The organism is Actibacterium sp. XHP0104 (assembly GCF_025751515.1).
In the GTDB taxonomy this organism is placed as follows: Bacteria; Pseudomonadota; Alphaproteobacteria; order Rhodobacterales; family Rhodobacteraceae; genus Actibacterium_D.
Window position 1 is genome coordinate 69632 of the sequence record NZ_JAOWLE010000004.1, and the last position, 13477, is coordinate 83108.

Consider the following 13477-nt stretch of genomic DNA (forward strand, 5'->3'; position numbering starts at 1 on the left):
GGTTCAAAATTGTGGGAACACACGCCGCCGACAAGATTTGCTGCAATATTCTCACGCAAGCGTGTGGCATACCCGCGTTTTGTTTCATATTTCCCTTCAAACAGGCTAAAGCCTTGAAACACTGTTACAGCCGGAACCCCGCATGAGCCTTGGCCCCGCCCCTGTCGAAACCCTAGCCCGCGCCCGCGCCGACCTGCGCATGGGCGTGCCCGTGGTGCTGGCCGAGGGCACGGCCGGGTTGCTGTGCATGGGCGCCGAGACGCTGACACCCGAACGGCTGACCGATCTGCGCGCATTGGGTCGCCCGCTGATGCTGACCATCACCGCGCGCCGGGCCGAAACCCTAAAGGCGCGCGCCTATGACGGCGATATCGCGCGGCTGGCCGTGCCCGGCGATGCCGATGCCGGCTGGGTGCAGGCCGTGGCCGACCCCGCCGACGACCTGCGCACACCCATGAAGGGCCCGTTCAAATGCTATCGCGATTCTGACGCGGCCCTGCACCGCGCGGCGATCAGCGCGGTGAAATCGGCGCGGATGCTGCCGGCGGTGATCGGCTGTGATATTGACGATCCTTGGGGGTTTGCCGCGCAGCATGGGCTGACGCTGCTGAACCTTGCCACCACCCGCGACCTGCTGGCCGAAACCAGCCCGCTGCATGAAATCGTCCATGCCCGCGTGCCCCTGCAGGTCTCCGAGGCCGGCCGCCTGCATATCTTCCGCCCCGAGGACGGCGGCGAGGAACATTACGCAATCGAGATCGGCGACCCGCCCCGCGACGCGCCAGTTCTGTCGCGGCTGCATTCGGCCTGTTTCACCGGCGACCTTCTGGGCAGCCTGAAATGCGACTGCGGGCCGCAACTGCGCGCCGCGCTGGCCCAGATGGGGGCCGAGGGCGCGGGTGTGCTGCTGTATCTCAACCAAGAGGGCCGGGGCATCGGCCTGGCCAACAAGATGCGCGCCTATTCCTTGCAGGATCAGGGGTTCGACACGGTCGAGGCCAACCACCGGCTGGGCTTCGAGGATGACGAGCGCGATTTCCGCATCGGCGCCGCCATTCTGCGCGAGATGGGGTTTGGCGTCGTGCGGCTAATGACCAACAACCCCGCCAAGGTCGCGATGATGCAGGCCAACGGCATTGACGTGGCCGAACGCGTGCCGCTGCGCGTCGGCAAGGGCAAGCATAACGAGGCCTACCTGGCCACCAAGGCCGCGAAATCGGGGCATCTGCTGTGACACCGGCCGATCTGGTCGTCACACGCCAGGGCGCGCGGCTGTTAGGCCACACCCTGCCCTGCGCCATCGGTCGCGGCGGCATCCGCACCGACAAGCGCGAGGGCGACGGCGCCACGCCGGTGGGCTCGCATCGCATCGTCGGGCTGCTCTATCGGCCCGACCGCATTACCCGCCCCACGCCCTGGGCCATGCCGATCGGCCCGCGCGATCTGTGGTCGGATGACGGGGCCGACCCGGCCTATAACCACCTCGTGCGCGCGCCCTATGCCGCCAGCCACGAACGCCTGCGCCGCGCCGATCCCTTGTATGACATGGTGATGATCACCGACTGGAACTGGCCCGACGCGGTGCCGGGGCGCGGCTCGGCCATCTTTCTGCATCAATGGCGCCGGCCGCGTTACCCGACCGAAGGCTGCGTGGCCTTTGACCGCCCCACCCTGCTGTGGGTCGCGCAGAACATGCCGCCGGGCAGCCGGATGATCGTGCGGCCCTAGCCGCGCTGCCCGAAAATCGCGCTGCCCACCCGCACATGGGTCGCGCCCAGCGCCACGGCGCGTTCGAAATCGTCGCTCATGCCCATCGACAGACCAGCCAGCCGGTTGCGCGCGGCGATCTTGGCCAGCAGGGCGAAATGCAGGCTGGGTTCCTCGTCGACGGGCGGGATGCACATCAGCCCCACCAGCGGCAGGCCCAACTCTCGGCACAGCGCCACAAGGTCATCGACCTCGCCCAGCGCGACACCCGCCTTTTGCGATTCGTCGCCGGTGTTGACCTGAATGAACAGTTTGGGATGGCGGCCGATCTCGTCGCCGATCATCTTGATCCGCCGGGCCAGTTTTTCGCTATCGACCGTGTGGATCACGTCGAACAGTTCCAGCGCAGGGCGCACCTTGTTGCTTTGCAGCGGGCCGATCAGGTGCAGTTGCACCCCGTCGAACCGTTCTTTGAAGGCCGGCCACTTGCCCTCGGCCTCTTGCACGCGGTTTTCGCCGAACACGCGGTGGCCTTGTTGCAGCACCTCTTCGACGCGTTCCAGAGGTTGCACCTTGGACACGGCAATCAGCGTTACCGCCCCCGCATCGCGTCCCGCGTCGGATTCGGCCTTGGCGATTTTGCTTTGGATATCGGTCAAGCCCATGGCGCACCTCGTGACTGTTGCTGCGACCGGGGTAGCAAAAAGAAAAGAGCGGGCACAAGGCCCGCTCTTCCCTTAATCAGACTGAGTTCAGATTAGAACTTCAGCGAGATACCAGCAGCAGTGGTGGTCACGTCGTTACGCTCACCGGTCTGAGCCAGCAGGGTGGCGCCGCCGCCCAGGTCGTAGGTGACGAACACGGTGTAGTCGTCGGTGTCGGCGACATCGTTCATCAGGTAGTTGGCGCCAACGGTCAGGCCGTTAGCCGAGTACTGGGCCGAAACGTCCCACTGCTCGGTGTCGCCGTTGTTGTCACCTTCCCAGTAGGCGGTGCGAACTTCGAAGGCGTCCATCGACAGGCCAGCCGACACAGCGGTCAGGTCGCCCAGGTCCGAATCTTCGTAGGCCAGACCGAAGGAGGCACCCATGCCGCCCAGGTCGCCCGACCAGTTGATGCCAACGCCGGTGGCGTCGTCAAAATCAGCGTACGAGGCCGAGAAGCCGAAGTCGCCGAACTGGTAGTCGTAGCGCAGGATGTTCTGGTTGTCGCTGTTGTCGACGTAGCCGCCCCACAGTTCGTAGTCCAGACCGATGATGCGGTGAACTTCGGTGATGCGCTTGTCCAGGGCACCGTCGGTGTTACCCAGGGTCAGGGTGCCGAAAGCGCCCGAAACCGAAACCCACGAACCGTCCGAAACGCCCGAGCCAGCTTTCGCCAGGTTGGCGGCGTCTTCGTTTTCATCGTATTCGATGAAAGCCGAGAACGACAGACCGTTGTCGGTTTCGCCCGACATGTTCACGTACAGGTCGACGTTGTGATAGATGATGGCGTCAGCGCCTTCGACGTCCAGAACACCCATGGTGCCCATGCCGCTCAGTTTCACTTCGGCGGAAGCGATGCCAGCAGTCGCGATCAGCGCGGTGGTGGCAAAGAGAACCTTTTTCATGGTTTTCCCTCATTCATTAAAAGGTGACCTCAACCCGATGTGAGCTGAGTATGCTGCTGTGTCGCTCTTTGCCGGACCAAATGCAACAAAACCGGCCAGCCCGATCTGATTGGCGATGCAAATGATGCACCTTTGCCACACCGCAGCATGCCACCCTATACCGCTATATATAGGCCGGTATGGGAAAATCCTTGTTCCCGCCCCACCCCTCGGCTAGAGATCAGCTAGAACTTACAGGGGCAGCATCCCATGACCTTGAAGAGACTCATGCGCATTACCGCGATGGCGCTGGCAACCGCCAGCTTGACCGGTTGCGGCGGCATTGGCAGCGGCGACAGCGGCCTGTTCGGCGGCCGCAAACAGCCGACCGCGACCACCCCCGAACGCGAGGCCGAGCTGGAGCTGCAGCGCCAGAACCTGGCTGGATACGAGGACCGCAATCGCGAAACCATCTGGGATCTGTTCAATAATGCCGACAATCCCAACACCACGGTCGAGGTGAACAGATACCTCTGGCAGGCCTCGCTCGAGGTTCTCAGCTTTCTGCCGGTCGAATCGATCGATCCGTTCTCGGGCGTGATCGTCACCGGCTATGGCACCCCGCCGGGCGGCGGCCGCGCCTATCGCGCCACCGTCTATGTGCAGGATCCCTCGCTGGATGCGCGCGCGCTGAAACTGGCCATGGCCACCAAGTCTGGCCCGGTTGCGGCCTCGACCGTGCGCGCCGTCGAAGATGCGATTCTGACCCGCGCCCGCCAGTTGCGGGTGCGCGACGGCAAGCTCTGACTTTACGGCCCCGCGCCGCACGACTATGACCACGCCGGGCCATTGCGCCCGGCGTTTGACTGACAAGGACCAAGAAACATGTCCCGTTTTGAGCCCCGCGAGATCGAGCCCAAATGGCAAGCCGCCTGGGATAAGGCCGGCACATTCACCGCCACCCGCGATCCGGCCAAGGAAAAATACTATGTCCTGGAAATGTTCCCCTACCCGTCGGGGCGCATCCACATGGGCCATGTGCGCAACTACACCATGGGCGACGTGGTCGCGCGGTATAAGTCGTCTTGCGGGTTCTCGGTTCTGCACCCGATGGGCTGGGATGCGTTCGGCATGCCCGCCGAAAACGCCGCCATGGAAAAAGGCGTGCATCCGGGCGACTGGACCTACAAGAACATCGCCGACATGCGCGACCAGATGAAACCGCTGGGCCTGTCCATCGACTGGAGCCGCGAACTGGCCACCTGCGACCCCGAATATTACGGCCAGCAGCAGGCCATGTTCATCGACATGATGGACAAGGGCCTGGTCTATCGCAAAAACGCCGTGGTGAACTGGGACCCGGTCGATATGACCGTGCTGGCCAACGAACAGGTCGAAGACGGGCGCGGCTGGCGCTCGGGCGCGCTGGTCGAACGGCGCGAGCTGACGCAATGGTTCTTCAAGATCAGCGAGTTCTCCGAGGAACTGCTGTCGGCCCTCGACGGGCTGGATGACTGGCCCGAAAAGGTCAAGCTGATGCAGCGCAACTGGATCGGCAAATCGCGCGGCCTGCAATTTGCGTTCTCGACCGTCGATGCCCCCGACGGCCATGATCGGATCGAGGTCTACACCACCCGCCCCGACACGCTGATGGGCGCGTCTTTCGTCGGCATCTCGCCCGATCACCCGCTGGCCAAACATCTCGAGGCCCATGACGAGAAAATCGCCGCCTTCACCGCCGAATGCCGCCGTGGTGGCACCACCGAAGAGGCGATCGAAACCGCCGAAAAGCTGGGCTATGACACCGGCATCCGTGTGCGTCATCCCTTTGACAACGCTTGGGAACTGCCGGTCTACATCGCCAACTTCATCCTGATGGATTACGGCACCGGCGCAGTTTTCGGCTGCCCGGCCCATGACCAGCGCGATTTCGAATTCGCGACCAAATACGCCCTGCCGATCACCCCCGTGTTCGAGCCCGAAAACGCCGGCATCGACCCGACCGAGGCCTATGTGCCGCTGAAATCGGAAAAGGTGCGCTATGTTCGCGGATTCGCGGGCGACAGCCTGCAAACCGGCGAAGACGCGGTGAACGCCGCCATCGATTTCTGCGAATCCCAGGGCGTGGGCCATGGCGTGACCAAATTCCGCCTGCGCGACTGGGGCCTGTCGCGCCAACGCTATTGGGGCTGCCCGATTCCGGTGATCCACTGCGAAAGCTGCGGCGTGGTGCCCGAGGCCAAGGAAAACCTGCCGGTCGAGCTGCCCAAGGACGTGACCTTTGACAAGCCCGGCAACCCGCTTGACCGTCACCCGACCTGGCGCAACTGCACCTGCCCGCAATGCGGCGCCGACGCCCGGCGCGAAACCGACACGATGGACACGTTCGTGGACAGCAGCTGGTACTACGCCCGCTTTACCGCGCCGCGCGCCACCACGCCCACCAGCGCCGAGGATGTCGAATACTGGATGAACGTCGACCAGTATATCGGCGGCATCGAACACGCGATTCTGCACCTGCTTTATTCGCGCTTCTTTGCCCGTGCGATGCAGATCACCGGCCACCTGCCGAAAAAGGCGATCGAGCCGTTCAATGCTCTGTTTACCCAGGGCATGGTCACGCATGAGATTTATCTGACCCGCGACGAAAACGGCCGCCCGGTCTATCACCTGCCCGAGGACGTTTTGACGTTCTCAGACCTCGACGGGCAACGCCGTGCCATTCTGAAGTCGGAGGCCAAAGAACAAGGACTCTCGAGCGAGAACTTCCAACTCAATATGCAAGTGGCTCTCGACAACCTGAAGAAGGTTACGAATGCCGATGGCGCATTCTCCGATGTCGAGATCATCCCCTCGGCCAAGATGTCGAAATCGAAAAAGAACGTGGTCGACCCGGTCAACATCATCAGCGCCTATGGCGCCGATACCGCGCGCTGGTTTGTGCTGTCCGACAGCCCGCCGGAGCGTGATGTCGAATGGACGGCCTCGGGCGCCGAAGCGGCCTATAAACACTTGGGTCGCGTCTGGCGCATGGCCAATGACATCGCCGCGCAGAGCGGCGCAGGCGAGGGCGACGAAGACCTGCTGCGCGCCCTGCACAAGGCCATTCACAACGTCACGATGGGCATCGAAAGCTTTGGCTTCAACACCTCGATCGCCCAGCTGTATGGCCTGGCCAATACCATCCAGAAATCCAAGGCCGGTGCCGATGCGCGTCGTCATGCGATGCTGATGATGGCGCAGCTGATGTCGCCCATGACCCCGCACCTGTCCGAGGAAATCTGGGCGCTGCTGGGCGGCGAAGGCCTGATCGCCGACGCCCCCTGGCCCAAGGCCGACCCCGCGATGCTGGTCGAGGATACCGTGACCCTGCCGATCCAGATCAACGGCAAGCGCAAGGCGGAAATCAGCGTGCCCAAGGACATGCCCAAGGAAGAGGTTGAAAAGCTGGCCCTTGCGCATGATGCTGTGGTCAAGGCGCTGAATGGCGGCGCCCCGAAAAAACTGATCGTTGTTCCGGGCCGCATCATCAATGTCGTCATCTGACCGCCGCGCATTCCTGACCCTGCTGGCCGGCCTGCCGGCTCTGGCAGCCTGCGGGTTTGAGCCGGTCTATGGCACCGGCGGCGCGGCAGAGGCGCTGCGCGGCACCGTGCGCGCGGCCGATCCAAAAAATCGCGATGAATATCATCTGGTTACCAGGTTCGAACAACGTCTTGGGCGCCCGCAAACCCCGGTTTACGATCTGTCCTATAAACTGACGGTCGACACCGAGGCCCTGGCCATCAACGCCAATGACGACGCGCTGCGCTATCACCTGTTGGGCAAGGTCGAATTCACCCTGACCGACCGGCGCAGCGGTGCGGTGGCCCTTTCGGGCGCGGTCGACAGCTACACCGGGTATTCGGCAACGGGCACCACGGTCTCGACCCTGACCGCCGAACAGGATGCCCATGAACGGCTGATGGTGATCCTGGCCGATCAGGTCGTCACCCGCCTGTTGGGTGCCGCGGGGGGGCTGACCCCGTGAAGCTGACCGGCCGCGACGCGAACCGCTATTTCGCCCGGCCCGAGCCAAACCGGATGGGTCTGCTGATATTCGGCGCCGACGCCATGCGCGTGGCCCTGAAACGCCAAGAGGTCATCGCCGCGCTGATCGGTCCCCAGGGCGAAGAGGAAATGCGCCTGACCCGGATCAACGCCTCCGAACTGCGGTCAGACCCCGCCGCCCTGTCCGACGCCATCAAGGCACAAAGCTTTTTCCCCGGCCCGCGCGTGGCCTTTGTCGAAGACGCCACCGATGCGCTGGCCCCCACGATCAAGGCCGCGATCGAGGATTGGCAAGAGGGCGATGCGCAGGTGATCGTCACCGCCAAGCAGCTGACCGCCAAATCGGCGCTGCGCAAGATATTCGAGACCCACCCCAACGCCTATGCCGCCGGCATCTATGACGACCCGCCCTCGCGCGAGGAGATCGAGGCCGAACTGACCCGCGCCGGGGTGCGGCCCGATGCCGACGCCATGGCCGCGCTGACCGCCCTGTCGCGTGAGATCGACCCGGGAGATTTCCGGCAAACCCTTGAAAAACTGTCTCTTTACAAATTTCAGGACAGCACCCCCGCCACCGCCGAGGATGTTGCCGCCTGCGCGCCCAGCTCGACCGAGGCCGATATGGACGACGTTCTGCACGTCGTCGCCGAGGGCCGCACCGGCGAGGTTGGTCCGCTGATCGGCAAGCTGGAAAGCCAGGGCATAACCCCGGTCAGCCTGTGCATCGGCGCCACCCGCCATTTCCGCGCCCTGCATGCCGCCGCCGCCGATCCGGGCGGGGTGTCGTCCGGCATCGCCCGCCTGCGCCCGCCGGTTTTCGGCCCGCGCCGCGACCGCATGGCGCGGCAGGCGTCAAGCTGGGGCATGGCGCGGCTGGAACAGGCGCTGGCGCAACTGACCGACACCGATCTGCAACTGCGCTCGACCTCGCGCGCGCCGGCAATGGCGGTGGTTGAACGCACGCTGCTACGGCTGGCCTCGATGGCGCGTCGCTAAAACCCTTGCGGGAATCTGTTCCGCCGGGTCAGATGGGGCGAAACCAACAAAGGACACGGCATGTATCAGGTCATCGGAAACCTCAAAAGCCGCACCCTGCGCGTGCTGTGGATGCTCGAAGAACTGGGCCTGCCCTATTCCAACGTCAACTCCGGCCCGCGCTCGGATGATGCGCTGGCGGTGAACCCGTCGGGCAAGGTGCCGGTGCTGATCTGCGATGGCGGCACGCTGATCGATTCGACCGCGATCCTGTCGTTCCTGGCCGATACCCACAAATCGCTGACCTATCCGGCGGGCACATTCGCCCGCGCCAAACAGGACAGCATGACCCATTTCCTGCTGGATGAGGTCGACGGCACCCTATGGACCGCCGCGCGCCACACCTTTGTCTTGCCCGAAGAACGGCGCATGCCCGCGGTCAAGGACAGCCTGCGCTGGGAATTCGCCCGCAGCATGGACACCTTGAACCGGCGTCTGGGCGATGGGAAATTCTTGATGGGCAGCGAAATGACCGTGCCCGATATCATCGCCACCCATTGCCTCAGCTGGGCCACCAACGCCAATTTCCCGGTCGAGCATCCGGCCCTGGTCGATTACATGAACCGCATGACCGCGCGCCCGGCCTATCAGCGCATGATCGCCCGCGCCACGTCCTGAGCCGCCCAGCGCCCCGTCGCCAGGCAGGCGGTCAGCAGATAGCCGCCCGTGGGTGCCTCCCAGTCCAGCATCTCTCCGGCGCACCAGACGCCCGGCTTGTCACGCAGTTCCAGCCCCGGCGTCAGCCCGTCCCACATCACCCCGCCCGCGGTCGAAATCGCCTCGTCAATCGGGCGCGGGCCGGCGTGGTGCACCGGCAGATGTTTGACTAACCCGGCCAAATCCGCGCCTTCGGGCAGGGGGCGGCCGAATTCCAGCAACAGCGCCAGCCGCACCGGATCAAGGCCCAGAGCCTTGCGCAGATGGTTGCCCAGGCTGGCCTTGCCGCGCGGTCGCGCCAGCCGGGCGGCGATCTTGTCGGCGGGCCAGTCGGGCATCAGGTCGATGGCCAGATCCGCGCCCTCGCGCAGGTCACGCGACACGGCATAGATGCCGCCGCCCTCTAGCCCGCGCGCCGAAATCACATATTCCGCCCGCACCCGACGCGCGCCCGCGATCAGCTCGGTGCCCTTGACCGGCTGGCCGAACTGTTTGCGCATCGGGTCCGACCACGGCACCACGAATCCCATATTGGCCGGCTGAAACGGCGCCAGCGGGCTGTGATCACGCAGCGCCTCAACCCAGGCCCCGTCCGAGCCCAACCGCGCCCAGCTGGCCCCGCCCAGCGCCAGGATCGTCGCATCGGGCGTCAGGTGGATCTCACCCGCAGGCGTGTCAAAAACAGTCTCTGTTCCGGCCCAACTGCGCCATTTCCACCGGGTTTCGACCCGCACGCCCTGCGCCGCCAGCCGCCCCATCCAGGCGCGCAACAGCGGCGAGGCCTTCATCACGCTCGGAAACACCCGGCCCGACGATCCGGTGAACACCTCTTGGCCCAGACCCCGCGCCCAGTCCCGCACCTGCTCGGGGCCAAATGCGGTCAGCATCGGGCGCAGATGCGAACCCTCGGGGCCATAGGCGGCGACGAAATTGGGCAGCGGTTCGTCCTTGGTCAGGTTCAGCCCCGACTTGCCCGCCATCAGGAACTTGCGCCCGACCGAGGGCTTGGCCTCGGCCAGCGTGACCCGCGCCCCGGCCGCCGACAACACATCCGCCGCCATCAGCCCCGCCGGGCCGGCGCCGATGATCAGCACCTGCGCGCTCATGCTTGCCCCGCGCCGCGCGCGGCCCCATTCTGCCCGGCATGACCGACCCGACCTGCCCGCTGTGCGGCCGCCCCATCCCGGCGGAGGCGCAACAAAGCCAGCACCACCTGACCCCGCGCCTGCGCGGCGGCAAGGGCGGGCCGACGGTGTTGCTGCATCAGATCTGTCACAATGAAATCCACGCCACGCTTTCCGAAACCGAACTGGCCCGCAGCTATAACACCATCGAGGCGCTGCGCAGCCACCCGCGGCTGGAAAAATTCATCCGCTGGGTGGCCGGGCGCCCGGCGACCTTTCATTCGAAAACGCCGGGGCCGCGTCGCCGGCCCTAGGCGTGGCACATATGCTTGATGGCGACGCGCACATCGGCGGGGCCTGCCTCGGCGGCCTGGGCCAGCTCATCCACCGCCGCGGCCAGATCCTCGGGGGCGACGACGCGATCGACCAGGCCGAATGACAGCGCCTCGTCCGTGGTCAGCTTGGCCGCGCCCATCAAGATCATCTTGGCCCGCGCAGGCCCAACCAGCGCCACCAGCCGCCCCGGATCAGAGGGCTGCGGCAGAAAGCCCAGCTTCATCACCGGGTAAAAGAACTTGGCGCCGGGCACGGCGATCCGCAGGTCACAGGCCAGGGCCATGCCGAACGCGCCCCCCGCCAAGGTGCCGTTCAGCGCACAGATCGTCAGGCTGTTCAGCGACGCCAGACGCCCCGACAGCCGTTCCCACACCCCGTCAGTGGCCAGACCGGCGCGCGCCTCGTCCAGATCGGCCCCGGCGGAAAACACCTTGCCCGTGCCGGTCAGCACCAGCACCGGCACCCGCGCCATGTCGGCCTCGGACGCGAGCGTTTCGATCTGGCACAACATGTCCTTGGTCAGCGAATTTGCCTTGTCGGGCCGGTTGATCGTGATCGTCCAGCGCGTTTCGGTCTTTTCCAGTTCGATCATCAGATCAGCCCCACACGTTTCCTTATGTCTTCGTCACGCAACGCGATTTCCTGCCCGATCATGTCGTCGGCCTCGGGGCCGCACATCCACAGCAGCGCGCGCGCGGGCCATAGAGGGGGGATATGCGCGCTCCAGTCAAGCTGGCTGACCGGATTAATCCCGCTGGCGCTGATCTCGCGCTGCATCTGGGTGGCGACGGTGCCCGGAGACAGGCCCATCGCGCGGATGCCGCGACGGCGGTATTCCTTGTCGAGACAGCGGGTCAGCATCGCCGCGCCCGCTTTCGAGCTGCAATAGGCGCTCCAACCTTCCAGCGCGTTATGCGCCGCGCCAGAGCTGACGGTGATGATCGTGCCACCTCCCGCCGCCAGCATCCCCGGCAGAACCGCGCGCATGCCGTTGAACGGGCCCTTGAGGTTGATGTCGATCAGATGCGCCCATTCAGCCGGATCGGCCTTGCCCAACAGCGAGATCGGCTCGATCACGCCGGCATTGTTGATCAGCACGTCAACCCCGCCAAAGGCCTGACGCGCGGCATTCACCGCCCCCTGCACCGCGCCGAAATCGGCCACGTCGCAGGTCAGCGCCAGCGCACGCTCGCCGATCTCGGCCGCCAGTTCGCCGATGGCGCCGCCACTGCGCGCCAGCAGCACCACATTCGCCCCCTCGCCCGCGAATACCCGCGCGGCCTCGGCCCCGATACCGCGGCTCGCGCCCGTGATCATGACCGTCTTTCCCTGCATCTTCGGCATGGTTCCTCCCGATTAGATTCAACCTGCATCATGCCCTTGACCCCCCCCGCGTGAAAGCAGAAGGTGTCGCCAAAGTTTGCTTATGGAAAGGTTTGTTATGCTTTATCGCAACATGGTTTCGTCCGCGTCGCTGATGGCGGGGCTTTTTGCCGGGCAGATGGCCCTTGCGGATGTGACCGCCCAGGAAGTCTGGGACAACATGGTTCGCATGGCCGCGATGTCGAATGAAACGCTGACCGGCACCCTGAGCCAAAAGGGCGACACGCTGACCGTCAACGACACCGTTCTGACCTATATCGATGACGAAGGCACCACCGTCACCGTTCCGCTGGGCACCATGACCCTGGAAGAAAAGCGTAACGGTTCGGTCGAGATCAACAGCCCCGACAGCTATCAGATGCTGGTCAACGTGGCGCCCGAAGATGGCGAGAAGGTCGAGATCGTCATCGACGTCACCCAATCCGACGCAGATATCATTGCCAGCGGCAGCCGCGAAGCGATGAAGATGACCTACGAGTTCGGCAAGATCGAGCTGGATGTCAGCAGCCTGACCGTCGATGGCGAGAAGGTCGATGCCAAGATCAGCGGCACCCTCAACGACCTCGACGGCGCCTATGAGATGACCCCCAATGGCGGGATGATCCTGACCAAGTCGGAAATGTCGCTGTCCAGCGCCGATGCCACCGTCAAGGCCACTCCGCCCGCCGAAGAGGGCGCCGAGAAAGAGGGCCACCTGAACCTTGAGCTGACCATCGCCGATGTCGCCAGCGCGTCGAAAGCCACCATGCCCGAAAACGTCGACCCCACCGATTTCGGTGCGATGGTCGAGGCCGGCCTGGACACCACCGGCACGCTGACCCACGGCGCCGTGACCATGGCGATTGATTTCGCCGACAAGATGGAAACCGGCCAGGTGAATGCCTCGGTTGCCAGCGGCCTGATCGATTTCGGCCTGGTCGGCGGCGTGGTGAGCTATCGCAACACCTATCGCGACACGTCGATCTCTGCCTCGGGCTCGAACATCCCGCTGCCGATGGTGGCGTTCGGCCTGGCCGAGACCGATTTCAACATCCAGATGCCGCTGGCCAAAGGCGACGAGCCGCAGGATTTCACCTTCCTCACCGCGCTGCGCGGCCTGACCATCAGCGAAGACCTGTGGGGCCTGTTCGATCCCGCCGGCCAGCTGCCGCATGACCCGGTCAACCTGGTGATCGACCTGGCGGGCAAGGGCAACTGGGCCATCAACCTGTTCGATCAGGACGAAGCCAAAACCATGCAGGGCCCTCCGGGCGAACTGCACGAGCTGAACGTGAACGATCTGGAACTGACCGTGGCCGGCGCCTCGCTGACCGGCAAGGGCGGCTTTACCTTTGACAACACCGACCTGACCACCTTCAACGGCACGCCTGCGCCCGACGGCACGCTGAACCTCAAGCTGGTGGGCGGCAACACCCTGCTGGATACGCTGGTCGCCATGGGCCTGGTGCCCGAAGATCAGGTCATGGGCATGCGCATGATGATGGGCCTCTTTGCCCGCCCCGGCGACGGCGAAGACACCATGGTGTCGGAAATCACCGTCAAGCCCGACGGCCAGGTTCTGGCCAACGGGCAGCGCCTGAAATAAGGGCCAAACGCC

The 13477-nt window shown here is 64.7% G+C and carries 14 protein-coding genes; 9 read left to right on the forward strand and 5 right to left on the reverse strand.

Features of this window, described 5'->3' with window-relative positions:
* Positions 1–142 precede the first annotated feature (142 nt).
* Together ribA and OE856_RS07985 are read left to right on the forward strand one after the other, a co-directional pair.
* Complete coding sequence (gene ribA / locus OE856_RS07980) at positions 143–1234, forward strand: GTP cyclohydrolase II (protein WP_263715555.1); 1092 nt, start codon at positions 143–145, stop codon at positions 1232–1234.
* Complete coding sequence (locus OE856_RS07985; protein WP_263715556.1) at positions 1231–1728, forward strand: L,D-transpeptidase family protein; 498 nt, start codon at positions 1231–1233, stop codon at positions 1726–1728. Before ribA ends, OE856_RS07985 begins: the two co-directional genes overlap by 4 nt.
* Here the strand turns inward: OE856_RS07985 and OE856_RS07990 are convergent.
* Together OE856_RS07990 and OE856_RS07995 are read right to left on the reverse strand one after the other, a co-directional pair.
* Positions 1725–2372, reverse strand: a complete 648-nt coding sequence (locus OE856_RS07990) for a YggS family pyridoxal phosphate-dependent enzyme (protein WP_263715557.1) — start codon at positions 2370–2372, stop codon at positions 1725–1727. The genes OE856_RS07985 and OE856_RS07990 overlap by 4 nt on opposite strands.
* A 92-nt stretch (positions 2373–2464) precedes the next feature.
* Positions 2465–3316 carry a porin gene (locus OE856_RS07995; RefSeq protein WP_263715558.1) on the reverse strand — a complete coding sequence of 284 codons (852 nt, stop codon included), beginning with the start codon at positions 3314–3316 and terminating at the stop codon, positions 2465–2467.
* A 249-nt stretch (positions 3317–3565) separates the two neighbouring features.
* Here OE856_RS07995 and OE856_RS08000 point away from each other — a divergent pair, with 249 nt between their 5' ends.
* The 5 genes from OE856_RS08000 (at position 3566) to OE856_RS08020 (ending at position 8998) form a co-directional block, all read left to right on the forward strand.
* Complete coding sequence (locus OE856_RS08000; protein WP_263715559.1) at positions 3566–4102, forward strand: DUF3576 domain-containing protein; 537 nt, start codon at positions 3566–3568, stop codon at positions 4100–4102.
* Positions 4103–4180: 78 nt separating this feature from the next.
* Entirely contained in the window at positions 4181–6841 is a 2661-nt protein-coding gene (gene leuS, locus OE856_RS08005) for a leucine--tRNA ligase (RefSeq protein ID WP_263715560.1), read from the forward strand.
* A complete protein-coding gene (gene lptE, locus OE856_RS08010) occupies positions 6828–7325 on the forward strand; it encodes an LPS assembly lipoprotein LptE (protein ID WP_263715561.1) in 498 nt (165 codons plus the stop codon). The genes leuS and lptE overlap by 14 nt, the downstream gene beginning before the upstream one ends.
* Positions 7322–8341, forward strand: a complete 1020-nt coding sequence (holA, locus tag OE856_RS08015) for a DNA polymerase III subunit delta (RefSeq protein ID WP_263715562.1) — start codon at positions 7322–7324, stop codon at positions 8339–8341. Before lptE ends, holA begins: the two co-directional genes overlap by 4 nt.
* Before the next feature lie 60 nt (positions 8342–8401).
* Positions 8402–8998, forward strand: coding sequence for a glutathione S-transferase family protein (locus OE856_RS08020; protein ID WP_263715563.1), 597 nt, complete (start codon positions 8402–8404; stop codon positions 8996–8998).
* Here the strand turns inward: OE856_RS08020 and OE856_RS08025 are convergent.
* A complete protein-coding gene (locus OE856_RS08025; RefSeq protein ID WP_263715564.1) occupies positions 8968–10143 on the reverse strand; it encodes a TIGR03862 family flavoprotein in 1176 nt (391 codons plus the stop codon). The genes OE856_RS08020 and OE856_RS08025 overlap by 31 nt on opposite strands.
* Positions 10144–10181: 38 nt before the next feature.
* Between OE856_RS08025 and OE856_RS08030 the strand changes: the two genes are divergently transcribed.
* The gene (locus tag OE856_RS08030) at positions 10182–10475 is read left to right on the forward strand and encodes an HNH endonuclease (RefSeq protein ID WP_263715565.1); all 294 of its coding nucleotides are present in this window, start codon (positions 10182–10184) and stop codon (positions 10473–10475) included.
* On the opposite strand, the gene OE856_RS08035 is transcribed toward OE856_RS08030, so the two are convergent.
* Together OE856_RS08035 and OE856_RS08040 are read right to left on the reverse strand one after the other, a co-directional pair.
* Positions 10472–11089, reverse strand: a complete 618-nt coding sequence (locus tag OE856_RS08035; protein ID WP_263715566.1) for an enoyl-CoA hydratase/isomerase family protein — start codon at positions 11087–11089, stop codon at positions 10472–10474. The two genes, OE856_RS08030 and OE856_RS08035, sit on opposite strands and share 4 nt — an antisense overlap.
* A complete protein-coding gene (locus OE856_RS08040; RefSeq protein ID WP_263715567.1) occupies positions 11089–11841 on the reverse strand; it encodes an SDR family oxidoreductase in 753 nt (250 codons plus the stop codon). Before OE856_RS08040 ends, OE856_RS08035 begins: the two co-directional genes overlap by 1 nt.
* Before the next feature lie 97 nt (positions 11842–11938).
* Between OE856_RS08040 and OE856_RS08045 the strand changes: the two genes are divergently transcribed.
* Positions 11939–13465: a DUF2125 domain-containing protein gene (locus tag OE856_RS08045; protein ID WP_263715568.1), complete on the forward strand. Its 1527-nt coding sequence runs from the start codon at positions 11939–11941 to the stop codon at positions 13463–13465.
* Positions 13466–13477: the final 12 nt, after the last annotated feature.

Bases quoted from the DNA above. Each gene is read 5' to 3' on its own strand.
- ribA (WP_263715555.1), top strand. From the start codon at position 143: ATGAGCCTTGGCCCCGCCCCTGTCGAAACCCTAGCCCGCGCCCGCGCC.
- OE856_RS07990 (WP_263715557.1), bottom strand. From the start codon at position 2,372: ATGGGCTTGACCGATATCCAAAGCAAAATCGCCAAGGCCGAATCCGAC.
- OE856_RS07995 (WP_263715558.1), bottom strand. From the start codon at position 3,316: ATGAAAAAGGTTCTCTTTGCCACCACCGCGCTGATCGCGACTGCTGGC.
- OE856_RS08000 (WP_263715559.1), top strand. From the start codon at position 3,566: ATGACCTTGAAGAGACTCATGCGCATTACCGCGATGGCGCTGGCAACC.
- leuS (WP_263715560.1), top strand. From the start codon at position 4,181: ATGTCCCGTTTTGAGCCCCGCGAGATCGAGCCCAAATGGCAAGCCGCC.
- lptE (WP_263715561.1), top strand. From the start codon at position 6,828: ATGTCGTCATCTGACCGCCGCGCATTCCTGACCCTGCTGGCCGGCCTG.
- OE856_RS08020 (WP_263715563.1), top strand. From the start codon at position 8,402: ATGTATCAGGTCATCGGAAACCTCAAAAGCCGCACCCTGCGCGTGCTG.
- OE856_RS08025 (WP_263715564.1), bottom strand. From the start codon at position 10,143: ATGAGCGCGCAGGTGCTGATCATCGGCGCCGGCCCGGCGGGGCTGATG.
- OE856_RS08030 (WP_263715565.1), top strand. From the start codon at position 10,182: ATGACCGACCCGACCTGCCCGCTGTGCGGCCGCCCCATCCCGGCGGAG.
- OE856_RS08035 (WP_263715566.1), bottom strand. From the start codon at position 11,089: ATGATCGAACTGGAAAAGACCGAAACGCGCTGGACGATCACGATCAAC.
- OE856_RS08040 (WP_263715567.1), bottom strand. From the start codon at position 11,841: ATGCCGAAGATGCAGGGAAAGACGGTCATGATCACGGGCGCGAGCCGC.
- OE856_RS08045 (WP_263715568.1), top strand. From the start codon at position 11,939: ATGCTTTATCGCAACATGGTTTCGTCCGCGTCGCTGATGGCGGGGCTT.